Annotated in this window: 25 protein-coding genes and 2 pseudogenes; 22 read left to right on the forward strand and 5 right to left on the reverse strand. The window is 70.1% G+C overall.

Annotation, left to right across the window (positions count from 1 at the left end; all coding sequences use genetic code 11):
* The first annotated feature begins 142 nt into the window (after positions 1–142).
* A complete protein-coding gene (locus tag ACZ4UX_RS26740) occupies positions 143–280 on the forward strand; it encodes a hypothetical protein (protein WP_465708545.1) in 138 nt (45 codons plus the stop codon).
* A gap of 528 nt (positions 281–808) precedes the next feature.
* Here ACZ4UX_RS26740 and ACZ4UX_RS26745 read toward each other — a convergent pair.
* Together ACZ4UX_RS26745 and ACZ4UX_RS26750 are read right to left on the reverse strand one after the other, a co-directional pair.
* A pseudogene (locus ACZ4UX_RS26745) lies at positions 809–919 on the reverse strand (IS5/IS1182 family transposase); the annotation flags it as partial.
* Positions 920–1,002: 83 nt separating this feature from the next.
* Positions 1,003–1,761: a MerR family transcriptional regulator gene (locus tag ACZ4UX_RS26750; RefSeq protein WP_465708546.1), complete on the reverse strand. Its 759-nt coding sequence runs from the start codon at positions 1,759–1,761 to the stop codon at positions 1,003–1,005.
* Positions 1,762–1,873: 112 nt separating this feature from the next.
* Between ACZ4UX_RS26750 and ACZ4UX_RS26755 the strand changes: the two are divergent.
* Positions 1,874–2,335 (forward strand): annotated as a pseudogene (locus ACZ4UX_RS26755) (transposase); the annotation flags it as partial.
* Here ACZ4UX_RS26755 and ACZ4UX_RS26760 read toward each other — a convergent pair.
* Entirely contained in the window at positions 2,325–2,480 is a 156-nt protein-coding gene (locus tag ACZ4UX_RS26760; RefSeq protein ID WP_465708581.1) for a hypothetical protein, read from the reverse strand. The pseudogene ACZ4UX_RS26755 and the gene ACZ4UX_RS26760 overlap by 11 nt on opposite strands.
* Positions 2,481–2,814: 334 nt before the next feature.
* Between ACZ4UX_RS26760 and ACZ4UX_RS26765 the strand changes: the two genes are divergently transcribed.
* The 6 genes from ACZ4UX_RS26765 to ACZ4UX_RS26790 all read left to right on the forward strand — a co-directional run bounded on the left by ACZ4UX_RS26765 (position 2,815) and on the right by ACZ4UX_RS26790 (position 7,756).
* Positions 2,815–3,792: a S8 family serine peptidase gene (locus ACZ4UX_RS26765; protein WP_465708547.1), complete on the forward strand. Its 978-nt coding sequence runs from the start codon at positions 2,815–2,817 to the stop codon at positions 3,790–3,792.
* A 440-nt stretch (positions 3,793–4,232) separates the two neighbouring features.
* Positions 4,233–5,207 (forward strand): cyanobactin maturation protease PatG family protein, encoded by a 975-nt coding sequence (locus ACZ4UX_RS26770; protein WP_465708548.1) that lies wholly within the window; start codon positions 4,233–4,235, stop codon positions 5,205–5,207.
* A 108-nt stretch (positions 5,208–5,315) separates the two neighbouring features.
* A complete protein-coding gene (locus ACZ4UX_RS26775; RefSeq protein ID WP_465708549.1) occupies positions 5,316–5,570 on the forward strand; it encodes a hypothetical protein in 255 nt (84 codons plus the stop codon).
* Entirely contained in the window at positions 5,567–5,782 is a 216-nt protein-coding gene (locus ACZ4UX_RS26780; RefSeq protein WP_465708550.1) for a hypothetical protein, read from the forward strand. The genes ACZ4UX_RS26775 and ACZ4UX_RS26780 overlap by 4 nt, the downstream gene beginning before the upstream one ends.
* A 631-nt stretch (positions 5,783–6,413) precedes the next feature.
* Positions 6,414–6,677: a hypothetical protein gene (locus ACZ4UX_RS26785; protein WP_465708551.1), complete on the forward strand. Its 264-nt coding sequence runs from the start codon at positions 6,414–6,416 to the stop codon at positions 6,675–6,677.
* 20 nt (positions 6,678–6,697) lie between these two features.
* Positions 6,698–7,756 (forward strand): hypothetical protein, encoded by a 1,059-nt coding sequence (locus tag ACZ4UX_RS26790; RefSeq protein WP_465708552.1) that lies wholly within the window; start codon positions 6,698–6,700, stop codon positions 7,754–7,756.
* Positions 7,757–7,895: 139 nt separating this feature from the next.
* Here ACZ4UX_RS26790 and ACZ4UX_RS26795 read toward each other — a convergent pair whose 3' ends face one another.
* Positions 7,896–8,918, reverse strand: coding sequence for a TniQ family protein (locus ACZ4UX_RS26795; RefSeq protein WP_465708553.1), 1,023 nt, complete (start codon positions 8,916–8,918; stop codon positions 7,896–7,898).
* A gap of 301 nt (positions 8,919–9,219) precedes the next feature.
* Between ACZ4UX_RS26795 and ACZ4UX_RS26800 the strand changes: the two genes are divergently transcribed.
* Positions 9,220–9,792, forward strand: coding sequence for a hypothetical protein (locus ACZ4UX_RS26800; protein ID WP_465708554.1), 573 nt, complete (start codon positions 9,220–9,222; stop codon positions 9,790–9,792).
* Between the two features lie 388 nt (positions 9,793–10,180).
* Positions 10,181–10,798, forward strand: a complete 618-nt coding sequence (locus ACZ4UX_RS26805; protein ID WP_465708555.1) for a hypothetical protein — start codon at positions 10,181–10,183, stop codon at positions 10,796–10,798.
* 47 nt (positions 10,799–10,845) lie between these two features.
* Here the strand turns inward: ACZ4UX_RS26805 and ACZ4UX_RS26810 are convergent, their stop codons facing one another.
* Entirely contained in the window at positions 10,846–12,087 is a 1,242-nt protein-coding gene (locus ACZ4UX_RS26810) for an NAD(P)/FAD-dependent oxidoreductase (protein ID WP_465708556.1), read from the reverse strand.
* 17 nt (positions 12,088–12,104) lie between these two features.
* On the opposite strand from ACZ4UX_RS26810, the gene ACZ4UX_RS26815 reads away from it, so the two are divergent.
* From ACZ4UX_RS26815 to ACZ4UX_RS26870, 12 genes are all read left to right on the forward strand, one after another.
* Complete coding sequence (locus ACZ4UX_RS26815; RefSeq protein WP_465708557.1) at positions 12,105–12,806, forward strand: hypothetical protein; 702 nt, start codon at positions 12,105–12,107, stop codon at positions 12,804–12,806.
* A complete protein-coding gene (locus ACZ4UX_RS26820; protein WP_465708558.1) occupies positions 12,803–13,390 on the forward strand; it encodes a hypothetical protein in 588 nt (195 codons plus the stop codon). The genes ACZ4UX_RS26815 and ACZ4UX_RS26820 overlap by 4 nt, the downstream gene beginning before the upstream one ends.
* Before the next feature lie 20 nt (positions 13,391–13,410).
* The gene (locus ACZ4UX_RS26825; protein ID WP_465708559.1) at positions 13,411–14,913 is read left to right on the forward strand and encodes a serine/threonine-protein kinase; all 1,503 of its coding nucleotides are present in this window, start codon (positions 13,411–13,413) and stop codon (positions 14,911–14,913) included.
* Between the two features lie 100 nt (positions 14,914–15,013).
* A complete protein-coding gene (locus ACZ4UX_RS26830; protein WP_465708560.1) occupies positions 15,014–15,823 on the forward strand; it encodes an IS5 family transposase in 810 nt (269 codons plus the stop codon).
* 115 nt (positions 15,824–15,938) lie between these two features.
* The gene (locus tag ACZ4UX_RS26835) at positions 15,939–16,229 is read left to right on the forward strand and encodes a helix-turn-helix domain-containing protein (RefSeq protein WP_465708561.1); all 291 of its coding nucleotides are present in this window, start codon (positions 15,939–15,941) and stop codon (positions 16,227–16,229) included.
* Positions 16,230–16,350: 121 nt separating this feature from the next.
* Complete coding sequence (locus ACZ4UX_RS26840) at positions 16,351–16,926, forward strand: helix-turn-helix transcriptional regulator (protein ID WP_465708562.1); 576 nt, start codon at positions 16,351–16,353, stop codon at positions 16,924–16,926.
* Between the two features lie 93 nt (positions 16,927–17,019).
* Positions 17,020–18,948, forward strand: a complete 1,929-nt coding sequence (tap, locus tag ACZ4UX_RS26845) for a telomere-associated protein Tap (protein ID WP_465708563.1) — start codon at positions 17,020–17,022, stop codon at positions 18,946–18,948.
* Between the two features lie 97 nt (positions 18,949–19,045).
* Complete coding sequence (locus tag ACZ4UX_RS26850; protein WP_465708564.1) at positions 19,046–19,444, forward strand: hypothetical protein; 399 nt, start codon at positions 19,046–19,048, stop codon at positions 19,442–19,444.
* Between the two features lie 116 nt (positions 19,445–19,560).
* A complete protein-coding gene (gene tpg, locus ACZ4UX_RS26855) occupies positions 19,561–20,115 on the forward strand; it encodes a telomere-protecting terminal protein Tpg (RefSeq protein WP_465708565.1) in 555 nt (184 codons plus the stop codon).
* A 1,034-nt stretch (positions 20,116–21,149) separates the two neighbouring features.
* Complete coding sequence (locus tag ACZ4UX_RS26860) at positions 21,150–22,865, forward strand: caspase family protein (RefSeq protein ID WP_465708566.1); 1,716 nt, start codon at positions 21,150–21,152, stop codon at positions 22,863–22,865.
* Between the two features lie 56 nt (positions 22,866–22,921).
* A complete protein-coding gene (locus tag ACZ4UX_RS26865; RefSeq protein WP_465708567.1) occupies positions 22,922–23,782 on the forward strand; it encodes a PGAP1-like alpha/beta domain-containing protein in 861 nt (286 codons plus the stop codon).
* Positions 23,783–23,914: 132 nt separating this feature from the next.
* Complete coding sequence (locus ACZ4UX_RS26870; protein WP_465708568.1) at positions 23,915–24,220, forward strand: hypothetical protein; 306 nt, start codon at positions 23,915–23,917, stop codon at positions 24,218–24,220.
* Positions 24,221–24,786: the final 566 nt, after the last annotated feature.

Below are 24,786 nucleotides of genomic sequence, written 5' to 3' on the forward strand. Positions count from 1 at the left end.
TACGCGTCCCGCTCCGACCAACGAGGAGCTCGCGCAGTTCGAGGCTTGGGTCACCGAGCTCGACATCGTGCTCACCAAGAAGCCCTGAGCCCACGGCGCCCAGGTATGCGCCGATCAGAACGTCAGAAGGGGGGTGACACCAATGACCGCTGCAGTCGTTGAGGCAACGCGCCCCGCTCCGACGCTCGACGAGATCGCCGATTTCGAGGCGTGGATCACCGAGCTGGAGACCGGCACCGATGCGGACCGAGAGTTCCGCATGGGCAAGATCGCCATCTGACGGCGCACCGCCCGACGCCCGTATCGCCTGACGCCGACCGCATGACGCCGTCGCGTCCGGCGCCGCGCGCATCGGCCGCCCGCGTGGCTTCCGTGGCGCGACCACGCCCCGGAGGCCACGTCCGGCGCCGCCGCACTCGATCTCCCGCGCCGCGAGGAACCGCCGGCGCCCGAGCGGGCCACCCGCCGCGCGTCCTGACAGCGACTCGCTCGCCGACGCCCCGCGACTCCCCGACCGCCCCTCTGGCGTCAGGCTCGGGCCGCGCCCAAAATCGCTGACATTCTCCTGCCAACGGCACTGACGTTTCCGTGTCCGACGACACCTGGTGGCGTCCGGCGAAGGACGGCCGCTCGGGCATACGGCGACCCGAAGCCGGGCGGCGTGTACAAGATCCGCTCCAATGTAGCCACGGCCCCGTCCAGTGCCTCGCGCCTCCCCGCCGCCCGGCCGTCGGCACCCACGCGCCGCCCGCCCGGACCGCCCGTCCGAAGGTCGGCGAGTTTAGCCTCTTAGGCAGTGTCCTGGCGATCATGAGCGGAGCCGGATGACGAGTGCGGCTGCTGTGACGGTGCCGAGGTAGACGTAGCCGCGCTTGTGGAATCTGGTCGCGACCGCGCGGAAGGTCTTCAGCTTGTTGATCGCCGCGGCAGGGTCGGGGGCCGGCTGAGCCGTGCGCTCCTCCACCGTCCGGTGGGATGAGGAGGAGGACCGCCGGTGCCGGGTCAGACCAGGCGGGTGGTGGCGTAGAACTCGATCGCGGTGTGCTGGTACTCGGCCAGGCCGGGAGTGACAGCCTCGTAGGCGGCACGCCAGGACGGATTCTGCACGCAGCCGAGGCCCATGGCGCGGAACTCCTCAGGCGTGACGGGGTGCAGCTCGGCGAGCGAGCGGTACTGGGCGTCGATCTCGGCCTGGACAGAGTCGGCGGAGGCCGGGGTGCCGGCCGCCAGGAGCTCCGCGAGGCGGATCATCCCGGCCGTTCGCTCGCGCTGGCCCGCCTCGATCTCGGCGGCGTCCATCGTCGCGGTGCGGCGGTCGGTCGCCTCGGCGAGTTCGGGGAAGTCCTGGAGGCCGTCCTCGTACTGGTCGGGCTGGATGCCCTCGAAGAGGTTCTCCGGGCGGTTGATGGTCATGAGCTGTCCGTCCTTTCGGGATCGCTCCAGGTCGGCGAGGGTGCGGGCGACGGTGGTGGCCAGGGAGTCCAGCCGGTCCCGTTCGGCAAGGAGACGGTGGTGGTGGCCGCGCAGGGCCTCCATCTCGTCCACCTGCTCGGAGAGGATTCGGCCGATCTCCGGGAGACCGACGCCGAGGGCCCGCAGCACGAGGATCTGTTGCAGCGTCAGGAGCTGCGTCTCCCCGTAGTACCGGTGCCCGTTGGTGGCGATCCGGGCCGGCGGCAGCAGGCCGATCTCGTCGTAGTGCCGCAGCGTCCGGGCGGTCACGCCCGACACCCGGGCCACCTCCGCGATGGACAGGTCCATCGTCCTCGTTCCGTACCTTCGTCTCGCCGGGCCGGTCGTTCCGGCCTTGGTCACGACCGTAGAAGCTGCCGCAGCGTCAACCGCAAGCCCGGCATTCACACCCTAGGCAATGCCCTGGCGCACAGTTGAGCGCCGCCGGTCGGCGGACGGAACGTGGGAGATGCTCCTGCGGCGGGTGCAGGCGGAGGCGGACGCGGCCGGCGAGATCGACTGGGACATCTCGGTCGACTCGACGTCCGTACGTGCACACCACCACGCCGCCGGCGCCCGGCGCGCTCCGCCGCCCGCCCTCAAAAGAGGCTCCGCGAAGATGGTCAAAGCCGCTCGGGTTCGGGCGCATGATCGACCGGCTGGCGAAGGTGGTGCGGGAGGTGAGGCGCTCGGCAGCTCGCGCGGCGGCTTCACAGCCAAGATCCACCTGATTGCGGACGGCCGTTGCCGGGTGCTCTCGCTGGTCATCACGCCCGGGCAGTGCGCCGACTGCACCCAGTTTGAGCCGGTCATGGAGGGGATCCGGGTGCCGAGGCTGACCTGCGGCAGGCCGCGCACGAAGCCGGCCAGCGTCAGCGCGGACAATCGGTGCGACCGCTGCGGCGTCCGAGCCGCATCAGGCCGCACTCCCGCAGCACGGCCGCGGCCCGCTCCATTTCGTCGCCGCCCAGGGTGCCGGGGGTGAACTCTTCGCCGGCGGTGGGCAGCCCGGTGCGGGAAGACGGCATGGAGAATTCCCCAGCCTGTTCGGGGATGAATTGGATGCCGAACTCGCACTCCGGGAAGTCGGCGGCGGCGCCGGCGTCCCAGAGGCCCCGGCGGTGGGTTGGGGCCGGCTGTGGTTCGGCACTGTCACCGAGCGAGGTGACGGCGTGTAGTCAGCCTAAGGTGGTGAAGCGCTTACTTTCGGGTTTCTACCGGGGCGCCGACTACCGTGCGCACACTGTGCTGGGTTCGTGGATTGCTCGGTGGAATAAGGAAGTTGGATCGGTGCTAGCGTGGAACTATCGCACACGAATGAGTGATGTGTGTACCTCGTTCTGATCGGGTCGGTGAGGACCGATGGCAGTACAGCTGGGCGACGACACCAGGGCCCGCGAGGGCGACCTGCTGTCGCTGGGCCGGTTAGCCGCCGCGACCGAGGGCGTTCCCGAGGTCGTGGTGGGGCTGATCGACGGTCCGGTGGCGGTGGGGCATCCCGCACTGGCGGGGGAGCGGATCCGGGTGGTGGGTGCGCCCGCAACGGTTGCTCCGGCTGTGTCACCTGTCCCAACCGCTCCACTTACGCCAACGGCTCAAGAGGCCCCGGCGCTCTCGCACGGAACGTTTGTCGCGGGGCTGCTCCACGCGCGGCGTGGGACGCCTGCCCCGGGGATCTGCCCGGGGTGCACGTTGTTGGTGCGCCCGGTGTTCGCCGACGGCCCGCCGTCGGGAGCCGGAGGGACCGGCGATAGCGGCCGGGCCCGGGGCGCCGCAGGCAACGGCGGACCGTCGGCGACGGCGGAGGAGCTGGCCCGGGCGATCGTGGACTGCGTGCGCGCGGGCGCCGGGCTGCTGAACATCAGCGCCGCGCTGGTGGGGCTGGCGCCGGCGGGGGAGCGCTGCCTCCGGGAGGCCCTCGACTTCGCGCGGGACCGGCAGGTGGTGGTCTTCGTCGCGGCCGGGAACCGGGGCCTGGTCGGAGGATCGATGCTCACGCGCCATGCGTGGGTCGTTCCGGTAGTCGCGTACGGGTGTGACGTGGTGCCGCTGCTCAGCTGCGATCTGGCGGCGTCGATGGGGCGGCGCGGCCTCGGAGCGCCAGGCCAAAACATCGCTGGCATCACGCCCGGGGGCGGAATTACGAGGTCGAGCGGGACGAGCGTGGCGAGCCCCCTCGTCACCGGCGCGGCCGCGCTCGTGTGGTCGTGTGTCCCGCATGCACGCGGGGCCGCGGTGCGCTCGGCCCTGTTGCGGGCGGTCGCGTGGCCGCGTCGCGGTGTCGCGCCACCTTTGCTGGATGCCTGGCGCGCGTACGCGTTGCTCAGTAGTGGCGGGTGACGGCGAGGGCGACCGAGTCGGCCGACTACCGGGTGCCGACGGGTCGAGGAGAGCGAGACGGTGAAAGGAAGGGTGACAGCGATGCCCAAAAGACAGCGGGGGGAACGGGCGCCGATCCGGGTCCGCCTGCCGGGATTCGTCTCCGACGAGGACATCGGCTTGGGCGACGTCGTCAAGCACGCGACATCCACCGTCGGGATCAGGCCCTGCGGCGGATGCTTGCGGCGGGCGGCGGCCCTGAATCGTCGCGTCGTCGTCTCAGGCCGGCGTGACTGACCCGACCCCACGACAGGCCCAGCCCCTGACTACAGACCCGACCCTCGTAAAGGACCCGACCGCGGCAACAGACCCGACCCATGACGGACCCGACCCCATCGATCGAGCAACCCGGCCGACACCCAAGCCGGAGAGCGCGGAGGTGAATCATGGAAGAGCCGAGAGTGGACCAGGAGGACCTGACAGCCCTGCCAGGCGACAGCCCGTCGGCCGCACTGGCCGCGCAGCCGCCGCCTCCCGTGACCATGGCCCAGGTGCCCACGTCACCGGTGCCCGCACCGCCACCGCCACCCGCCGAGGCGATCCCGCAGACGGCGGCGCTGCAGTCGCTGCCGGCCGCGCCGGAACCCGGCACCGAATCACCGCCCGCGCACGTCTACGCCCTGGGCCGGATCGAGCCGCGCTTCCCGAGCCTGGGCGTAGAGAAGGAATGGACGCAGGTGGTGGGACGGTCGGATGCCGCCGGACTGACGGACCGCGAGGCCATCCGAGGCTTCCTCGGCAACCGCGCCAACCGCTACCTGGCACGGGAGATCTGCTGGGTATTCACCGTCGAAGGGGTGGAGACGTATCTGCTGCGCCCCCGTGACCCGGCTGACTTCAAGCTGCTGATCAAGTCGCTCAGGCCGGAGGAAGGGCTCACGGACTCCGACGTCGACGTGGTTATCGGCACACTCGGCCCGATCGCGCCGCCGGAGGCGTGCAACGGGCTGACCCTGCCCATCTGCATCTTCGACCAGCTCTACTCCTTCGATGCCGACGCGCTCATCGGCTCGATCCCCCGGCCCGAGAACGTTGCGGCCGAGCGGTTTGATTCCGTGGCCCGGGACCTATTCCTGAACATCGCCCAGCTGACGGACAACGCCGGGGCGACCGACGAACACCGGGCGCTCAACTACCTGTCGGTGCGCTACCCGGCGATCTACCACATCGCCGCCGAGCAGCTGGCCGCGAACGCGGCACTCACCGCAGTGGACGTGGACATCTCCCGGCTGGCGACCAGTCGCCGGGTGGTAAACGTCATCTTCTCCTATCGCGACCGGCAGACCGACGTGGTCAGCCGGCACTTCGTGCGGGTCGACGTGACCGAGAAGTACCCGTTCCTGGTCAGCAAGCTCGCGCCCTACATCGCGAGGTGATTCCCACCAAGGTGCCTTCGAGATCCACAATCTCCGACGGCGGATCGACGACCCCGTCCCGTCGCCGGGGACGACATCCGAATCCGAGAAATTCGCCAGAAAGGACCGGTGACCGACATGACACGGCAAGCCCAATTGCCGGGTTTCACCGGTGAAGTCTCCCTCGAACCCGCCCGGGGGAACTACGGAATGAGCGGCTCGCCGTCCGGGCGTGCCGCGCCCATGGCCGTCGTGCCGCAGGTGCTGTCCCGCTCGGTGCCTAGCGAATGCATCCCGAACTGCATGTGCATCACGGATCCCTGTCCGTGCTGCGGTTCGATGCCGCCCGAACTCGTCAAGACCAAAACGGGGAAGCGATCATGAGTACCCCTCAGTTCACGGCCGAAGCAGTCCTGCGGCGGCCGCTGCCCCCTCAGCGTCCGCAACACCAGCACCGCGTCCCCGCGCCCAACGGTGACCGGGACCGGCGCCGGACGGTCATTCCCGCCGTCGGCGTCGACGTGACCATCGACCACTGCGGCTGCTACGCCGACGAGTGGTGGGGCCTGCCCTGCGTCTGCATCGTGTACTGGTGACCGAACGCCGACGAACTGGGCCTCCCAAGTGGCCCCGGCCCGTTCACCATCTACATCCAAGGAAGCCGCTCGGACGGGGAGTTCCCCGCCCCTGAACCGGATCCGGCCCGGAGCGGACTCGTTGAACGCCCCGTGAGCAACCCGTCGCCCGCCCGGCGCGCCCTCGCCCCCAGCGCCGCCAGCAACCGCCTGGGCGGGCCCGGCCGCCGTCCCGACCCAGCGGCCCGCATCGACGCCCCGCAGCCCGCCCAGCGGCCCGCCGGGCAAGCCGTCGACGCCATCGCCGCGCTGCTATGGGGTGGCGGTGGGTGTGCGGTTCGGGGTGGTGGTGGGGCTTTGGTTTTGCGGGTTGGTTGAGAGGTTCTTGTGTCTGGGCGTGGTGGGTCGGGTCGGGCTATCGGCGGGTTGATGGTGTTGGCGAGTTGGTCGGCAGGTCTTTGGGCTGGGGGTTTCGCGGGTGTGGTGAGAGTAGTGCTGTTCTTTTGAGGGGTGTCCTGCTTGTGGCGGGTTCGGTGATAGCCCTGTCGGTGGGTGGCTTGCTGGTGGGCGTGGGCTGTGGCGCGGGTGGCTGTTGAGATTTCGTGAACGGGGTGGGTGAGCTTCCGGGCTCGGGGGGCGTCTAATGGTCGGGGTGGAAGAGACGCAGTCGCAGGTCAGCTGGCGCCCCGTCAAGGGCGGCGCGGAACTCACTTTGATCGTGGACACCGCCCTGGGTCCGTTCATGCGCCGAATACCTGATGCTCTGCCGTTGCCGGCTGATGTCGAGCAGGGCACTGGGGCCGAGATGGCCACCCACGCGGCCGCTGCTACCTGGGGACTGCCGGACTTCGTGTTCGAGCCCGCCCTCGCCCGGAAGGGCTCCGGCCAGCGTGAGAGCTCGGCGATCGGATTCTGATCGCGGGCCGGCGCGCGGCCGTGGTCCAGGTCAAGAGCCGTACCGTCGCACCGAAGGCCGACGATGCCGAACGGACCTGGATCAACAAGGTCACCGGAAAGGCGGTACGGCAGGCCAAGGGCACCGTGCGCATGCTGCGCCTGGCCGATGCCGAGTTCGTCAACGGCCGCGGCCGCGCCCTTACCGTGCGTGGAGGGGACTACGAGTGGATCGCGGTCATGGTCCTGGACTACCACCAGGTACCCGCGGGCACGGTCGCGCAGTGGGAGGACCCCGGTATGCCGGCGATCGCCGTGACCCGCCGCGACTGGGACTTCCTCTTCGACCAGCTGCGTTCCACGACCGCGGTCCTCGACTACCTCCTCCGGGCGGCCGGCCAGCCGTCGGTCGCTCTCGACGACGAGCCTGTGCGCTACTACGAGCTTGCAGCAGCCGACGCCGCTGCTGCGCCTGGTCCCGTTGACACGAGCCTGGTGGGGGAGGGGAGCCGGTTGTGGTCCGCTCCTTTGCTTCCCCAGGTCCCGGCCGGCAAGGACGACACCCACGCTCACATGATGACCCGGATCCTTCTGGAGGACATCGCGCGCAGTCCTTTGCCCGAGTACGGGACGGAGGCGGAGCGCCACCTCATGTTGTCCGATCTCGACCGCTTGCCCGTCTCGGCCCGCACCGAGTGGGGCCGACTGCTCCTCGACATGCTCGATGATGTCCCCAACATGGCCGACGACGAGCACAAGTGGCGCTTCAGGCGGAAGCTGGATCCTGACGGAAGGCGCCAGCTCATTCTCGGCTGCACCACCCGCTTCAGCGATCTGGTGCAGCGGGCCTTCTCCGGCTACGTGCGGCTGCGCCAGCACGAGGCCGTTGAACGCACCGGCGATCCTGAGAACGTCTCCACTCTCGGGGTTCTGCTGACGCCGCGTACCGACGGGCTGCGCCCTTGGGACACCACGGCGGTTCGTGTCAGCGGTCCCAGTGACCTCAGCCCCGGCGAGCTGGATGGCTACCGGTCTTTGTGGAACCGCACGTTCGAAGAGGGGCATGCTCACCTTCCGACCCCACGCGGAAGCACCCCGTGACGGGCGACCTGAAGCCACGGTCCGGCCTGTCGCGCTGTGTTCGATGTTTGGCGTGTGAGGTGCCGCTGCCCCACCAGCCATGCCGAGCGGTCGTTGGGGGAGCGGTTGGTCGCACAGCTTCGACGTGACCTGACCTGCTTCAGTTCGTGGTGGGGTCGCCGGTGTGGATGCGTGGTGTTCGGAAGGCGGTGCGGCGCGGTGATGCCGTGCTGGGCTTTGTCTGGGTGTGGTGGTGGGTCCATACCCAGAGGGGATCGTCGTCGGACGGATCCAGGTGGGGGAGCCTGAGTCTGGTGGCGGTGTGGTGGAGGAATGAGGTGATGGCGGGGTGGGTGTGGCGGCGGGTGCCGTTGTGGTCGTCGGGGGTGATGAGTACGCGGTGGTGGTGGAGGGCGCGGGCGAGGGCGACGGTTTCGGGGTAGGTGACGCTGTCCCGGGCGAGGAGCGCCCATGAGGTGCGCGGTGTGAGACGGGGGTTGGTCCGCTCCAGGGTGGTGGCGCGCCGGTGCCACCTGGGGGCCGCGTGTTGCTGGTGGTCGTACCAGCGGGTGGTGATGGTCTGGGCCCAGCTCCAGGCGAGGTCTGCGCCGGGGTGACGCAGCAAGCGTCGGTGGGTGGCTTGCGCGTGCTGGAGTTCGGGGAGCGCGGCGACGTCGAGGACCACACCGTGCTCGCCGTCGGCGGGCCAGGTGTGGTGGCGCCGGCATAGCCGTCGGTGGTCGGGGGTGTAGGCACGGGCCTCTTGGGTGGTGCCGCGGGTGTGGTGCAGAACGCAGGCGGGGCAGGCGGCGCCAGGGGGTCGGCGATGGCGTGGGGTGCGCTGCCAGGTGATGTGGGGCAGGGCGTGGCCGCTGCCTGGTCGGGCCGGTCGGGTGCTGGCCACGAGTTCCCATCGGTGCAGGGCCCGGGCGAGATGGGCGTGCGGGATCCGAGCGAGGGCCGCGATGCGTACCTGGGCGGCGCGGTTGGGATGGAGTTCGGCGCCGGGCGCGGTGGCGAGGCCTTTGCCTTGTGCGTCGACGGCGATCGTGAGGGCTTCCAGGAGCTGGGGCAGGCTCTGACGGTAGGCGTGTGCCAGGCGGGTGAGGTAGGAGGCGGTGCTCTCGTGCGGTATGGGTCGTACGCGCAGACAGCCAGGGGCGATGGGAGGTGCGCCGGCCATGCCCGTCATCGCCGGGCGCTGGCGCGGGGGCGGTACTGCTCTTCGGCGAGGTGGTCGAGGTCGATGTCCTCCAGGACGGCGCGAGTGATGCGTTCGGTGCCGTCCAGGAGCGTGGTGATGGCGGCTTGGCGGACGAGGCGCGCCAGGGCTGCAGCCCTTTCAGGACGGTGACCCGGACAGTCACCCGCTCCGCCTCCTGACCGAGTACACCAACCTTGCCAAGCACCGGACCCCCGCCGTCGCGGCGACGCGCCTCGGCGGTCTCCATCCTGACTACCCCCACCCGGAGGTCACGGTCGCGTTGCCGCTCAAGCCGAACCCCCAGCCCGGCGACGGACTTCCCCTCCGGCCGGGGGACATCCTCGCGAGCGCCCCGAAGGGTCTCCGCATCGGGATCTCCATCACGCCCTCTGTTTCCCTGCAACGCCCCCACACCGCTGAATGGCACATCGCAGCGCTGGAACTGGGGGATCTGGAGGAATGGGTGCGCACCACGGCCCTTCCCATCCTCATCACCGGTTCTCACAGCGTCACCCCGCTCCCACCGCAGTTGGACATCACGGTCGGACACGAGGACCTGCGCCGTGAACTCCCCCGGGCGGGGACCTTGTCCGCCGCACGCCGGGCCAAGCAGAGGATCGCAGTAGTGAGTGCCCGATCCGGCCTTGTTGACCTCCTTGCTACCTACGCGGCACCTACTCCACCTCAGGTGATCGGTGCCTGGCTTTCCACGATGGACGACACCACTGTGCTGGAGCTGATGGACCGGCTTGCCCGAGCCGCCGCCTCTCCCCATGCGTCGATAGAAGCTGTTGAGACGCTGCTCGCCGAGCTCGACGGCTACAAGGCTTCAGTGGCTACCGAAGCCGGTTGAGGACAAGCCAGGTCCTCCGAACGCCGGGGCGCGGCGTGATGGCCGCCAGGAGCACCGGGTTGCCCCGGCGGTCCCGGCCCGCCCGCCCGGCCGGTTCCGGCTGTCCTGCCGGCTGTCCTGTCCTTCGGGGTGCCGGTGGTTTCGTGACCGGCTGATTGTCGCGGAACCCTGCCCTGCCCGGTCGGCCGGGCGAGAGCGTGCCGTTTCGGCGCCGGCACCTGGTCTACGTAGCCCATCTGCCCGACCACCTGGCCGTCGGGTGCCTGCCCGTCGACGCCGCCACGCCCGGCTGATCGCCGCTCTGACCACCACGGTCGGCGCCTGCGCTACGGCGGCGCAGGCGCTGTACCAGCCGGTCGCCGACGCCCCGCCAGGGCAGGAAGCGGTCGTGGTGGACCCCCTCCCGGTGGTCTACCTCAGCCACACGGCCGCCCCGCTGCTGGAGGCGGCCCGGGCCGAGGACGAGGCCCGGTGGCCGGCCGCCGTCGCCCGGGAGCGGGAGCAGGCCCGGCGGACCAGCGCCGCGAGGGCGGCGCTGGCGCGGGCACAGGAGATCGTGGAGGAGCCCGAAGCGTCCTGGCCCGTTCCGCTGCCGACCGCGGAGCAGGGCGCGGTCATCAACCTGGCAGGCGCCGGTGACGAGGTCGCCGAGCTATGGCGTGACGATCCGGCGAAGGCCGCCGGCCTGGTGCGCGAGCTGGCGGCGTGCGGGGAGTTCACGGCGGCCGAAGTTCTGGACGCCGCGGTCGATGTGGCCATCGCGGCCGGGCTGCCGGCGCTCAACGAAGCAGGCAAGGCGTCTGATGTGGTGCACGGGATTCGAGCGGCCGCTGGACGCGTGTGGCACGTCGTACAGGCGGATGGCGGGCCTGGAAGTTCTGGACAGCGACCTGTTCATGTCGCCGGCCGAGGAACTGGACAAGGCCGTCCGGGCGCTGCGCAAGGTCTACGTCCCCACCCGCAAGGAGGCGGACCGTTGGCGGTGTGCCGTGCGTCTCTGACGTGAGGGCGTATCGGAGACTGCCTGGCCGTCTGTCACACGGGTCGACAGTCTCAGCGGCCCAGGTCCTGGAGGACCTCACGCGCCGCCCTCGTCCCTGAGGCCATCGCCCCCTGCAGCGAGCCGGTCGCCCGGTGGTCCCCACACACATAGCGCCCCGCGCCGAACCGGCTCGGGCGGATCAGTGGCCACGACGCCGGCATCGCCGGCAGCGCCTCCCTCACGGTGTACGAGGCGAGGTGCTCCCAGCCGGAGGTGTCCGTCCCGTACAGCCCAGCCAGCGCGGACCGCACCTCGGCCTCCCGGTGGTCCGCCGCCCCCAGTACCGAGGTGGAGACCAGTGCCCGGCCGTCCGTCGCGTACCCCGGCGCGACCTCGCTGAGCACCACCGTGTTCAGCACGCGCCGCGCGGAGTCCACCAGCAGGGTCGGCTCGGCCAGCGGGGGCACCGGCGCCGCGTGGTACAGCGTGGTCACCGTACGGGTGGCCGGCACCGCCAGCCCCGGCAGCAGCGCCGCGGCCGCGCCCGGGCCGGTGGCCACCACCACGGCCCGGGCCGGGAGTTCGGTCCCGTCGGCGAGCGCCGCCCCGGCCGCCGTCAGCTCCCGCACCGGCGTGCCGAGCCGCAGCACCCCGGCCGGCAGGCCCGCCGCGAGCTGCGCGGGCACCGCGCCGATGCCGGCGTTCGGCAGGCAGAGGGTGCCACGCAGCATGCTGCGCCAGACCAGGTGGAAGTAGCGCGCGGAGGTCTCCAGCTCCTCCTCCAGGAAGACGCCGGACAGGAACGGCCGGAGGAAGTCCTCCACCAACGCGGGCGAGATCCCCGACGCGGCGAGCGCCGAACGGGTGGAGGTGTCCCGGCTCCGGCGGAGCAGGGCGGGCGGCAGCAGCCCGTCCCGGGCGCTGAGCAGGCCGAGCGCGGCGATGTCCCGGGCGGACCCGAGCCGGCCGGGCAGCAGGTCCGCAGCGGCCTGGGGGCGCCGGGTGGGATCGGTGAACCTGAGCCGGCCGCGCGGGGTCTGCACCAGCACACCCGGGGTGAACGGGCGCAGCCGCAGCTCCGCCAGTCGCAGCCGCCGCTTCACCTGCGGGTACGAGGTGTTGAACACCTGGAAGCCGTGGTCCAGCAGGAAGCCGGCGCGCCGGTCGGTGCGCACCCGCCCCCCGACCGCCTCGGCCTGCTCCACCAGCAGCACGTCCAGGCCGGCCTCGCGCAGGTCGAGAGCGCAGGCGAGGCCGGGCACCCCTGCTCCGACCACCAGGACGTCGTGTTCTCGGGTGGGCTCTGCCGGCATCTCGCGCCGCCTCTCGGGTGACCTGCTGTCAGGGATCCGGCACTGACCCTAGATCCTCACGACCGCCGGGCCGGGATCAGCGCGCTGGGCCGGGTCGCTCCAGTTCGCCGACCGCCTGGCCGAGCCAGTGCGGCCCAGCGACCCCGAACGGCGGGTCACGGCCGCTCCAGCCCGGCCCCCGCACCCCCGGCGCCCCCGACCACGCCATCGACCCCGCCCCCGCCCTGGCCGACCTCACCGGCCTCCTCGCCGAGCGCACCGTCGTCCTGTGGTCCCCCGGCGACCTCAACCCCCTCTACGACGCCCTGAGCCGCCTCAAGGTCAGCACCGCCCTGCTGCCCGAAGGCCGCGTCAACAGCCTGCGCCCGGCCGCCACCCAGTGGCGCGCCGACCTCGACCCGCGCACCGGCGAAACGCGCCGTCCCACCCCGCCCGGCACCGCCGACCGCCGCCTCCTCCTCCTGCTCCGGAAGATGTCCGCCGACGCCCTGCGCCTCGATGCGACGGACGAACACGACGACCCCGACCGGGAGCGGTGGAACTACCAGCTCACGGCCAGGCACGTGGGCCCGGCGCACCCCGGCTGCTCCGTGATCGTCACGCACGCCTACGCCACCTCGGTGGAGGACGCGGTGCGCCTGACCAGGAAGAAGCACGACGGCCACCTCTACGGCGACGGCCTGTACCGGATCGTGCGCGTCGAGGAGGAACGGCCGTGACCACCGACGCCACCGGCGCCGACCGCGCGCCCGCGCGGCTGGAGCCGGCCCCGTGCGGCAGCCGGCCCGCGCCCGGCGACCGGGACCTGGGCCGCCCGATCCTGGATTCCCCGCTGGTGCGCGGCGCGATGTGGCTGCGCTGGAGCGGCCACGACGGCATCCGCACCCTCCACTACGGCGCCGACCTGGCCCGCGGCTGGACCGAGCGCGACGTCGAGGCCGTCAGAAGAGTCTCTATGAGCCGCAACAGCGGAAATGAAGGTGCTGTACGCCTCCCGTCGCCCCTGCCGACGCCATTGCTGGTGCTGGGTGCGCCCTTGCGCTCGCCCCGCAGAAGGCGATCTAGAGGTTCGGCAGACAGGACGCCGGGCCCCTGGCCATCCTGGCGCCAGCGCCACCGGCACCATCCCGCCCCGCGCATCGACTGGAGACCCATGGCCGCGACCCGATCCCGGACCGAAGGCCGGTGGAGGACCATCAGCGCCCCCGGGCCGTCGTTCACGATCTACTGCCGAGTACGCGCACATCACGAACGGCCAAATCGCCACATTAGTCACACCCTGCCCAGCGACAAGATCACGTGACGAGCTCCTAGTATTCACCCGTGGACGACAACAGCGGTCAACTCATCGCGGCGCGCTACCAATTGGCACACCTCCTGGGCCAGGGCGGCATGGGTGCGGTCTGGCAGGCCCACGACACGCAGCTGGCGCGGGACGTGGCTGTCAAGGAGCTGCGGCTGCCCGGGCACCTCGGGGACGCCGAACGGGCGAACTGGATCGCACGGCTCGACCGGGAGGCCCGCGCCGCAGCCCGGCTGAAGCATCCAGGCATCGTCACCGTGTACGACCGGATAGCCGGCACGGACGGACGGCCATGGCTCGTCATGGAGTTGGTGACCGGCGGATCCCTGGCCGACCTCATCGAGGCACGGGGCCCGCTGCCGCCGCACGAGGTCGCGGACATCGGCCGGCAAGTGGCTGCCGCGCTGAACGCCGCGCACCAAAGGGGGATCACGCATCGGGACATCAAGCCGGCCAACATCCTCCTCGAAGAAGGCAGGGCCGTGCTGACGGACTTCGGGATCGCGGCATTGGAAGGGGACGCCACCCTCACGGCGACCGGCATGATCATGGGGACGCCGGCGTTCATGGCTCCCGAGCAGGTCCGCGGCCTGCCCGCGACAGCCGAGTCCGACCTGTGGTCCCTGGGGGCAACGCTCTACGCCGCCGTGGAAGGCCGCGCGCCGTTCGCCGCCACCACTCCGAGCGCCGTTCTGGTCGCGGTGGCGACGGAGGAACCCGCGCCCGCCGTGCAGGCCGGCCCCCTCGCCCCGGTGTTGGAGGGGCTGCTTCGCAAGGACCCGGCCGATCGGCTGACGATGGGCCAGCTGCAAGCGCGACTGGCGCAGCCCGTCACCCTCTGGGCACCAGCCCCCGGCACTCCCGATGCTTCAGCCCGGGACACCGACGCGGCCGCATCGGCCCCGTCGTCACTGGCCCCCATGCCGCAGGCCCGGACTATCACCTCGATGGCATCACCTCCCGCCGCTGGCCAGGCCATGCCCGTCGCCGCCCCGGTGGCCCTCCCGCCCAGCCCCTCCGCCTCCCCCCGCGGCCGCTGGTCCACGCGCCGGACCGTGCTCAGCGTGATTGCGGCCCTGGTTATGGTGGCCGTCGCGGTGACCGGCTACGTGCTGATGACCTCTGACGCCTTCAACTCCACGTACCAGGAAAACCTGCGCGCGGCCGAAGGGCACAGGTCCCCCGAGGGCTACCGCCGGGAGTCCGTGGCCCGTGTCTCCGAGGACCGGGCGCGGGTGACGTACACGGCGGAATGCAACAGCGACGAGCTCGACAAATGCGGCGACCCAGTGGACAGCGCAACACAGTGGGTCAAGAAGCTCCCCGGCGTGAGTTCGTTCGACTACTCCGGGAGCAGTGCCTGCTTGACCTCGAAGAAGGGCTGTGAGGGCGAGGTCACACCATCCAATCAACAGGCCGCCCCAATCATCCGGCGTGTCGTGCTCCGCCAGACCCTGACGCAAGGAAACAGCCAGCACCCGCTCAGCAGCCGGTACCTCCTCGAGGTCGACTTCGGTCGGTAATCACGATCGCGCACGACGCCGACACGCTCTCGCGAGGCCCATCACCCCGAAACCCCCCTGAGGCGTTCCGCACGACTCCCACCTTGGCAGGGTCTGCCAAATGGCTGACGATCTTGTACCCGACGACCTGTGGGAACGCATAGCCCCCTTGCTCCCAGCCCGGCCACCGCGCAGGCGCCGGTTTCCCGGCCGGAAGCCATTGGACGACCGGGTCGCCCTGGTCGGCATAGTGTACGTGCCGCGCAAAGGCGTGACCTGGGCGGACGTGCCTGCCGAGCGGATCGGCTGCAGCGGAGTGACCTGCTGGCGGCGGCTGCGGGACTGGACCGAAGCCGGAGTCTGGCCCCGCCTTCACGAAGCCCTCCTGGTCGAGCTTCGCCGAGCCGGACTCCTCGACATGGACGACTGCTCGATCGACGGCTCGCACGTCAGGGCGCTCAAAGGGGGCGCTCACACCGGGCCTTCGCCGGTGGACCGTGCACGTCCCGGCTCCAAGCACCATGTGATCGTCGACCGGCACGGCACCCCGTTCGCCGTCTCGCTGACCGCCGGGAACCGGCACGACGTCACCCAGCTCATGCCGCTGCTGGACGCCGTGCCCCGCATCCGCGGCAGGCGAGGCCGTCCCCGCCACCGTCCCAGGCGCCTGTTCGCCGACCGCGGCTACGACTTCGACAAGTACCGCCGCCTGATCCGCAAGCGCCGTATCACCCCGAAGATCGCCCGCCGCGGCACCCCGCACGGATCCGGCCTGGGCAAGACTCGCTGGGTGGTAGAGCGCGCCTTCGCGTGGCTGCACCAGTTCATGCGCCTGCGTATCCGCTACGAGATACGCGTCGACCGCCACCAGGCGCTCCTTCAACTCGCCTGCGCCATCATCTGCTTGAGACGACTACGCACCGCATTCTGAAGCGATCAGTTAATGGTGTCCGCGTGGTGCGGCCACCCCCGTCCGGCTGGGGCCGTCACCTGATGCCCTGACCGGTCGTTATACGTGTCTCGCATGTCTGATACGGAGGGCGCATATGGGCACGTCGGCGGAGGAGCTGCTGCGGGCGACGGTGGCCGCGCTGCTCCGGGGCTCGGGTGAGTCACAGGGTGACCTGGCGTGCGGACTGGGGCTCAGTCAGGCGCAGGTCAGCCGCAAGCTGGCCGGCCGGTGCGGCTGGGCGGTGGCCGATCTCGACCGGCTCTCGGCGCACTACGGCATCGCGGTGGCGGACCTGGTGGCGGGCCCGACCCACGCGCTGAGGCTGCTGCCGGAGAGACGTCGCGCGGCCGTTGTCGGCGGCACCCAGACGGTGATCACCGTCTGACGGGCGCGCACCCCGGGCCGGCCCCTGTCGCGCGGCATCCCTCAAAAGAGAAATGTGCGATTCGAAAGTGCGATCCAGAAGTGACTTTCCGCTATAATGGGGGTGGAAAGGGGAGGTGTTCATGAGCGACGACCTGTTCGCGGCGATCGACGCGCTGCTGGAGCGGCCGAAGCCGGCTGACGACCTGCCGGCGCCGGCTGAGCGGGAGCGGCTGCGCAAGGCGGCCGAGTACACCCAGGAGGACCTGGCGAAGGCGCTGAAGACCCGGCGGGAGACGATCGTGCGCTGGGAGGCCGGGGCGACGGAGCCGCGGCCGCCGAAGCGCGAGGTGTACATCCGGTTCCTCGCGACGCTGGCGCTGCGCCACGGCACGGTCGAGCCCACCGCGTGGCTGCGCCGGGCCCAGGCCGCCGGTCTCGTGCCCGCCACCGTCCAGGCCCCGGCCACCGCACCGGCCCCCGAGTCGGCGGCCGCGCGGCGGGCCCGGACCGAGCCCGTTCCCTCCCCGGCCGCGCCGCCGGTTCCCGCAGCCGCTCCGGCCGTGCCGGAGGCCGCCGCGGCTGACGCCGACAAGCTGGTGGAGCTGGACCGCACGGCGGCGGGGGAGCTGGTGTCCGGGGCGCCGGAGCCGTGTGTGCGGTGCGGCCAGCCGACGCCCTACCGCTCCGGCGGCCATCCGGTGCACATGGGCGGCTGATGCACCGCCGCCGCCACCACGGCCGGCCCGGCCGAGGCGGCGGCCGCGCCCGCCCAGCCCGCCAGCACCGAGCACGCCCCGGCCGCCCCGGCCGTGGAGCGGCACGCCCGGGCGGAGTCGTCTGGGCCCTCGCAGGCCGCCCTGGAGGCGCTCGCCCGCCATCCGAACGTCGCTCCGAACACCGCTGCCCCCGTGGCCGGGCCGACCGCCCCCGTGGCCGGCCTGGCCGCTGCGCCGCGCCGTGGCGCGCCGTCGCGTCTGGCCGCCGGTTCGTCGTCGGGGGCCCGCAAGGCCCCGGCTAAGGTGGCGGCGAAGGCGGAGGGGCCGGCCGACTGGGAGGCGGCGGCCGCCGCGCGGTTCCCGTCCGGTCCGCTCGCGGTGCTGGACGTCGCTTCGTCCGGCCGGGCGCTGGTGGCCTACCTCGCCGACGGCACCCAGGCGCCGACCGCGCCGGCCGCCCGCACCCTGGCCGCCGTCGTGCAGTGGGCGCTGGAGCAGAGGTTCGGCTCGCCCCGGTTGCACCGGCACGGCAAGGACGGTGACGCCCTGGTCGTCCTCACCGACGCCGCCCTGACGGAGCTGGGCCTGCCGCCGATGGGCCGGGACGAGAAGACCGAGTTCGTCCCCCGGCTGGGCCAGCTGCCGAAGACCCACAAGACAGTGAAGGCCATCGAGAAGGCCGGCTGGCTCCTCACGCAGCGCGGCCTGGGCCCGTGGGCCCGGGTCTACCGCACCCCCGAGGACGGCAAGCGCCAGTGCGTGCAGCTGTGCGTCCCCGCCTGGGGCGCGCTGGCCTCCGGCGGCTGGCAGATCCCGGACGGCCTGACCGCGTCGGATCTCGCCCGCCTGCTCGGCACCTACACGAAGCGCGTCCTCACCCCGCGCGGCTCCACCGCCGTCTCCGGCCTCGAACTCGTCACCGCGCTGCGCCCCCCGACCCGGGCGGTGCGCACCGACGCCGGCTGGATCTCCGGGCCCGTGGAAGGCTCCCGGCCGCAGGACGCCTTCGACCCGGCCCCGCCCGAGGTCCCGGACATCCACCCGCTCGCCCAGGACCGCGGACCCGGGCAAGAGCTGGTGACGGAGGCGTGGGACTGGTTCCGTGAGCTGACCGACGCGGAAGCGGCGGCGCCCTTCGCGGTCGGCCTCGATGTGAACATGGCGTTCCTCGCCGCCGCCGGCCGCCTGGTGCTGCCGCTGTCCGGCCCGGTCCATGAGCTGAACCCGGCGTTCGACGCGAAGCTCCCGGGTTCGTGGCTGGTCGACCTGTCCGGCGTCCAGACGGACCCGCTGCTCCCCTCCCCGTTCACCGCGGACGGCTCCCGCCCAAGCGGACCGGCCTGGTACTCCACGGCGAAGGTCGCCTACGCCATCGAACTCGGCGCCCGCCCGCAGCCGACCGAGGGCTGGCTGCGCCACGAGCACGGCCCCTACCTCGACCCGTGGCACAAGCGGCTGCGCCAGGCCTACCTGGACACGATGGCCGCCCTCGGCGTCCCGCTCACCCCCGCCGACACCGACCCGGTCGCGTTCCTCGACGCCATGGCCAACCTCCAGCAGGGCGACCCGGCGGAGCTCGCGGTCCTCACCGCGATCAAACAGACCGCGAAGGGCACCATCGGCAAGATGCGCGAACGCCCCCGCGGCCACGGCTACAAACCCGGCGAACGCTGGCCGGCCCTGGACCGCCCGACCTGGGACCCGCTGATGCGCGCCCTCGTCATCGACACCGCCACCGTCAACCTCCACCGCAAACTCCGCAAGATGGCCGCCGACACCGGCCTGCACGCCATCGCCGTCCTCTCCGACTGCGCCGTCTTCGCCTCACCCGGCCCAGGCGCCCTCGACATCCTCACCCGCCCCGACCACACCCTCACCACCTCGCTGCGCCTGGGCGCCAGCCCCGGGATGGTGAAGTTCGAGGGCAGCAGGCCGATGGCCGAGATCGCCGGCCTGCTCGCCGACGGGGCGAACCCGGCCCGCCACATCAAGACCGGCGGCGCCGTCTCCGACGACGAGTAGCCGCACCGGCCCGGACCCGCACTCCGCGGGCCCGGCCCGATACCGCACGACTGCCGGCACGGGCCGCCGACCGGCGGCCCGACCCAGGGGAGGACCCATGGAGCACACCCAGCACGTGGACACCCAGCACATCGATCACGCGGAGCATGACCCGCGCGCCGAGCAGCTCGCCGCCGCGTACTGGCGCCACACCAGGACGGGCAAGGCCGCCTGGGAGCGCCTGAAGCCCGGGATCCGGGCCGAGCTGACCGAACAGGCCGGCACCTGGCTGCGCGCCGCCGAGCTGGCCGGCCTGCTCGCACCCCTCGCCGCGCCGAGCGGGGACCACACCGCGCTGTGGCTGGACGAGCGGGGAAGAGTGTGGAACGACGTCCCGACCAGCGACAGCGGCGACGACCTGCTGCTGCCGCTGGTCCACGCCCGCGATGAAGCGGTCTCACGGGCGGAACTCGAAGACCGCGGCGACCGCCTGACCCTCATCGGCTGGAGCCACTGAACGGCGGCCGCCCGGCCCCGACCGCCGGGCGTCACCACCACCGCCAGCGTCACCGTCACCGTCACCGTCACCGTCACCGTCACCGTCACCGTCACCGTCACCGTCACCGAAGGAGGATGAGCCCGTTGGGGGAGGTCGACGAGGGCCTGGAGCGCGCGGAGCGCACCCGCCCGATCCCGCAGTCCGTCCAGGCGCGGATGCGGTTCCTGCTCAAGGGCGCCAAGGGCTCCACCAAGGCTCTCGCGGCCGAGCTCGGCGTCAGCCAGCGCACCGTGCAGCGCTGGCTCAAAGGCCAGGGAACCCCGAAGCACGCCGCCGCGAAGAAGGTCGAGGAGCGGGTCCGCGCGAAGTGGCAGCCCAGGGTCAAGCAGCGCGTGCGCAACGCCGCCGAGACCAACGGCTTCATGCTCCACATCGCCGGCACGTTCGGTTACAGCTCGGCGGCAGGATCCACCGACGACCCCCGCCCCCGCACCATCACCCAGAAGATGCCCGGCTCCGTGGCCCAGAAGCTCTACGCCGCCCGCGACGCCGGAGCCTCCCAGGCCGAGCAGGAGCGGATCCTCGCCGAGGGCCTGCGCGAGCACTACTTCAAGGACGGCGGTCACCGCGCCCGCGGCCTCGACGTCGAGCTCAACGACGTCGCGTGGATGGACCTGGAGGGGCTCTAGAGGCCCCGAACGCTCCGCCACACCCGTGTGTGTCGCCGAAAACGAAGTCCCGGCTGCCCGAAGGACGGCCGGGACTTTCCATTCCCGCGCCTCTGGAATGAATCCACGGGAGAAATTCGAGAGGAATCCGGAAATGAGCGAGCAATTCCAGCGGGCGCGGGTCGCACGTCCGGCATCCCCAGCACCCTGCGGCCGTCCTCGTCCGCGTCGTCCGGCGGGCCCGCCCGGCCCCGGGCAGGAGGCGGTGCCACCGCTGTGCGAGGACTGCGCGCCGCCGATCACCGGCCCGTGGCTCCACGACATCCCCCTCCCCGGCCAGAGGGATCCTCAGCCCCGGTACTGGCACGTCGCCCCTCCGCCTGCGCCAAGGCCGCCCAGGAGGCCGGACACCCCGGCGAGTAGCACCAGCCTCGCCGGCCCGGCCCCCTCACTCTCCCCGCCGGTCCGCGCGCCGCCTGCCCTGTCGCGGGGGCCGGACCGGGCGGCAACGGGTCCAGCGTTGCGGTCGAACCGATCAGGGCGGTTGGCCGCGGCGCGCTCCGCTACCGCACCCTGGCCGGCGCCCGGATGCGCTGGACCATCCACACTGCGCTGCCGCCTGCCCTGCGCCGCCGGATCCGCCGCCCGGGCCGCGGGCGGCCCGGCCGGCGGCCCGTCGACGCACCGGCCGAACCGTGGACGGTCCGGCCTGGGCTTCCCTGTCAAGTCAGCATGTTGAGAGACCTGATGCCTCCAGTGAGCACACGGGCTGGATCGCCCACGCGACCGTGGCGGAGTTGCGTCCCGACCCGACTTGGGCAGGCAGAGGAGGTGCCGGAGGCTTCCGCGCAAGTCGCCCGTTACCTGGTCTTGATCCCACAGCCGTGGCTCTCTTCACTAGCTCCCGCTACTGTCTCGCGCATGCCTTCAGGGCTCCTATCCCACCATCACTGGCGTAGTGCGTCACTCGGGTGGCTTAACGCCAGTCCCGCCTGGTTGTCCGGGCAGCAAGCGGGGCAGACGCTGATCAGGGATGACCAGGGAGGTCGGTCGGTATGCAGGCCGCGCTTGCCATTGGAGTCGCGAAGGTCCCCGGCCGCCGCGAGCTGGAACCACTCCCAGGTGCTTGCCGCGGAGCACGTCGCTTCGCCAGATGGGCAAGGGACGACCAGCACTTCGATGAAGTCAAGACGTTCATTGACGATGAGCGATCAGTCAGTCGCCAGGAAATTCAACACTGGCTCGACAGGCTGGTGCGCAGGCAGAAAACCCGCCGCGACGTGGATCGGCTATTCATCTATTTCGCCGGCCACGGATTCGACGACAATCGAGGCGGAAGTGGCCTATGGCTCCTTCCCGGAGCCTTTGCGGACCACGGCGAGATCATCGACGCAACTGATACCTTATTATTGCTCACGTTTGCCTCGGGAATCCCCCATATTGCCATATTTGTGGACGCTTGTCGACGGCAGTCGCCCTGGCAAATTCAGGGCGCTGCTCCTATATTGGCACCGGTATCCGAACTCCCGGATGATGGAATTCCAGTGGACGCATTCTGGGCCACGCTGCCGGGAAAGTCTGCATATGAAGGCCGGGACGACCCCGAATGTGTCGGAATTTATAGCCATTGCCTATTGGAAGCTTTGGAGGGGCGGGATCGAACAGCGGCAGTCCCCACCCCCGAACCTGAAGCCAAGGAGGCGTGGGCTGTCGTCTCGCACTCACTTGCGACGTACCTTAAGCCGACTGTCCAGCGGCGCGCTCAGGAAATGCTGGAGAGAATCCAGACACCGTTCTCGAGTCCGACTTCAATATGGCCGACTCACGTAATGTCCTGGATCAGAAACGGTGACTCGCCAACAACGCCGGATGGGGAGGGGGAGTCTTCACCAGCAATGACCGAAATAGAACTAATCCAAGACTTTCCCGACGAAGATCCTGCTATCGCCCGAGAGGCTGGTGAAAATCTACGCGCGACCGAAAAGGGGAGACGCCAGCCAGGCTCCCTGTCTGTGATCGGGACAGGGAGGCCGAATGGATCTCGCTCAAAATCACATCAGCGCGTCTATGTTCAGTTTGGAGACGGATTCTCTCCATCCCTTGAGGCGCCTTCCCCACCCATTACCAGCCTGAAGCCCGTTGGAGACAGCGGCTGGTATCTGGAGAGCCTACAAGAGCGCACTTCAGGTCCAGTTCTTGTGCGCCTTGATATGAGCTGGATCAATCGCCCGCTGTGGGCAGCTACAGCATTCTTCCCGAGATGCTCCCTGCAAATGCGGGTGGATAAATCGGGCGTGCAGCATCTCGCGTACATCGATGCCGTCGGCGGGACGGATGTCGAGTTGGTAGCACGAATGTCGGCTCGCGCACGCCTAGGAGCTGTGTCGCGGGCGGACAATACGGATATGGTCGAATCACTTGAGACGCATTTCGACCCGACGCTGGCCGTAATCTTGGCTCATTCGCTCCACAGCCTTGGCGACGGCAAAGCTGTTCGTAACCTGATTCACACGCTTCGAGAGCGAAATCTCAAAATCCCATTCGATGTAGCGTTGCTCGCAGAACATCGAGCTCCCATTTCTGCTGACGTGATTCCGGGATTCCCTCTCACTGCCCGCGGCTGGGGAATTCTCCGATATACACCCGGACGAGGTAAGGCCATGGCTCGAATGGTGGAACCTCATCTGGCACCAGCCTACTGGACCACTCTGCTCGCCCCTTCGGCGCTGCTCCGCCGACAGCTCTTGCTTCAGGATCTTCTTGACCCGTGAGATGAGGGTCCGATCGGTTCGGTTCCTCCATTCTTGTTGACCATGGGAGAAATTCGATGAGACTGGTTCTTGTGCACGGGCGAGGCCAAGGAGAATCGACCGAGAATGAACTGAAAGGGAAATGGCTGAAGGCGCTTCAGGATGGCTGTGCAAATGCATTTGTATCGCTTCCCGAGCAGCTTGAAATCAAGTTACCGTTTTATGGCAGGATTCTCGATGAAGCTGCTAATAATTCGCGCGGCGCCGCACGCACAAGAGGGTCAGAAGAACCCTTCGATGAATTCGAAGCAAAGCTTATTGTGGATCTGGTCGACAGGGCGGATATTTCCGACTCAGAGATTGCTTCCGAAGTCCCGATAGGCCAGCGGGCGGTGCAACGAGGAATCCAGGACGCCCCTTGGGTTCTGGCAGCGGCGCGGGCTCTCGTCAAGCGCTCCAGCGTCGCCAGTGAAGAATTCTTCCGCTGCTTCTATCGAGATGTGCATATCTATCTCCTGAGGGAAGATTTGCGAAAGAAGATCAATGACTTCGTAGCGGAGGCCTTCGATGAGGGGCCTCTTGTAGTGGTGGGACATTCACTCGGTTCGGTTGTTGCTTACTGGGCGCTAACGGAACTCCGCCATCAAGCGGATGTGCGACTGCTGGTTACACTGGGCTCGCCACTCGGTATCCCTACCATCAAGGATCGGCTACCGCGCCCGGTCGCCAGGCCCCCCGGTGTACAGCATTGGCTCAATGCGGCCGATGTCCGGGATATTGTTGCACTTTTTCCCCGGTTGGATCGAGTTGAATTTCCCAATCTTAGGGTCGAGAATATTAGCGACGTTCAGAATCCCCGTGGTAACCGCCACGGCATTGATGGTTACCTTTCCGACCCTCTTGTCGCCGAGCGCATCGCGAATTCCATCTCCGCGTAGCTGGCCTGGCTGCCTATCGGTTTATTGATTCGAATTCGCCAACCAATGCCCGGACGGGTTGGCTAAGGAATCATGACCTTAGGGCTGGCCGTTGGGATGTAGGAAGCTTCGCAGAGGAGTCACGTTGGTGTAGTGACTGCTGAGCACGTCACGGAGTTCCTGGTTCTCCAGGGTGAGTCTGGTGTTCTCCGCGAGGAATCCCTGGACGTCCACTTCAAGCCGGGCGATCTTGTTGTTCTTGTTCGCGATGGTCTGCTTGAGCGCAGTGATCTTTTTGCGGAGTCGGGTCTCGACGTCGGGGGTGCCACCGTGTGCCTGGACCCGCTCGTAAATCTCGTTGCGTCGTCGCCCTCGCCATCGAGCCGGCGTCTCCCGCAATTCATTGACCCAGCGCCATCTCGACTTGAGGACATGAAGGCCTACCTGCACCAGGTGTGACGGCCCCACCGACTGACCCGCCGGGTCCGCAGCCCGCCCAGGGCCCGCCCACCAGGGGGTGGGCCCTCTGCCATGCCCCGGACCGAGGAGAAGCCGGTGCTCAGGCTGCACTGCACACACGCCGTGACCTGCACCCTGGTCTGCCTGGAACGGGGCCACCGGGCCGACACGGCGAAGCTGCGCCGGGTGCACCGCGCACTGGAGGGGGCCCGGCCACCGGGTCTGCGCACCACCGCTACCACCCTGCCGGCCACGCAGGCCGGTGCGTCTGGGACTCCCGCGTCGAGACCGGCGCCGGCGCCTGGCGGATCTATCGGACCTGGGGCACACCGCCGGCACCGGCAGCCACCCCGGGCCCGCCGGTGCGGGCGGTGGTGTCACCGTGGATCGGCACGCACCTGTAGGGCGCCGGCCGTCGGCCGGACCCGCATGGATCCTGGCTCCCCGGGCAGAGGTCCGCATTACGGCCCACGGGCGGGGTCAGGGCGACTACCGTCGTCACCGCGGTGCCCGCCCGGCCTCGGGAACAGCCGGGTACTGCGCTGCCGGATGTCGGCCGCCGGCCC

The organism is Kitasatospora sp. NPDC028961, from assembly GCF_055564815.1.

Excerpts from the sequence above, each read along its gene's own strand:
- ACZ4UX_RS26780 (WP_465708550.1), top strand. The coding sequence starts at position 5,567 with ATGAGTACCCCTCAGTTCACGGCCGAAGCAGTCCTGCGGCGGCCGCTG.
- ACZ4UX_RS26810 (WP_465708556.1), bottom strand. The coding sequence starts at position 12,087 with ATGCCGGCAGAGCCCACCCGAGAACACGACGTCCTGGTGGTCGGAGCA.
- ACZ4UX_RS26835 (WP_465708561.1), top strand. The coding sequence starts at position 15,939 with ATGGGCACGTCGGCGGAGGAGCTGCTGCGGGCGACGGTGGCCGCGCTG.
- ACZ4UX_RS26860 (WP_465708566.1), top strand. The coding sequence starts at position 21,150 with ATGCAGGCCGCGCTTGCCATTGGAGTCGCGAAGGTCCCCGGCCGCCGC.
- ACZ4UX_RS26865 (WP_465708567.1), top strand. The coding sequence starts at position 22,922 with ATGAGACTGGTTCTTGTGCACGGGCGAGGCCAAGGAGAATCGACCGAG.
- ACZ4UX_RS26740 (WP_465708545.1), top strand. The coding sequence starts at position 143 with ATGACCGCTGCAGTCGTTGAGGCAACGCGCCCCGCTCCGACGCTCGAC.
- ACZ4UX_RS26760 (WP_465708581.1), bottom strand. The coding sequence starts at position 2,480 with ATGCCGTCTTCCCGCACCGGGCTGCCCACCGCCGGCGAAGAGTTCACC.
- ACZ4UX_RS26795 (WP_465708553.1), bottom strand. The coding sequence starts at position 8,918 with ATGGCCGGCGCACCTCCCATCGCCCCTGGCTGTCTGCGCGTACGACCC.
- tpg (WP_465708565.1), top strand. The coding sequence starts at position 19,561 with ATGAGCCCGTTGGGGGAGGTCGACGAGGGCCTGGAGCGCGCGGAGCGC.
- ACZ4UX_RS26850 (WP_465708564.1), top strand. The coding sequence starts at position 19,046 with ATGGAGCACACCCAGCACGTGGACACCCAGCACATCGATCACGCGGAG.
- ACZ4UX_RS26750 (WP_465708546.1), bottom strand. The coding sequence starts at position 1,761 with ATGGACCTGTCCATCGCGGAGGTGGCCCGGGTGTCGGGCGTGACCGCC.
- ACZ4UX_RS26840 (WP_465708562.1), top strand. The coding sequence starts at position 16,351 with ATGAGCGACGACCTGTTCGCGGCGATCGACGCGCTGCTGGAGCGGCCG.
- ACZ4UX_RS26765 (WP_465708547.1), top strand. The coding sequence starts at position 2,815 with ATGGCAGTACAGCTGGGCGACGACACCAGGGCCCGCGAGGGCGACCTG.
- ACZ4UX_RS26830 (WP_465708560.1), top strand. The coding sequence starts at position 15,014 with ATGGCTGACGATCTTGTACCCGACGACCTGTGGGAACGCATAGCCCCC.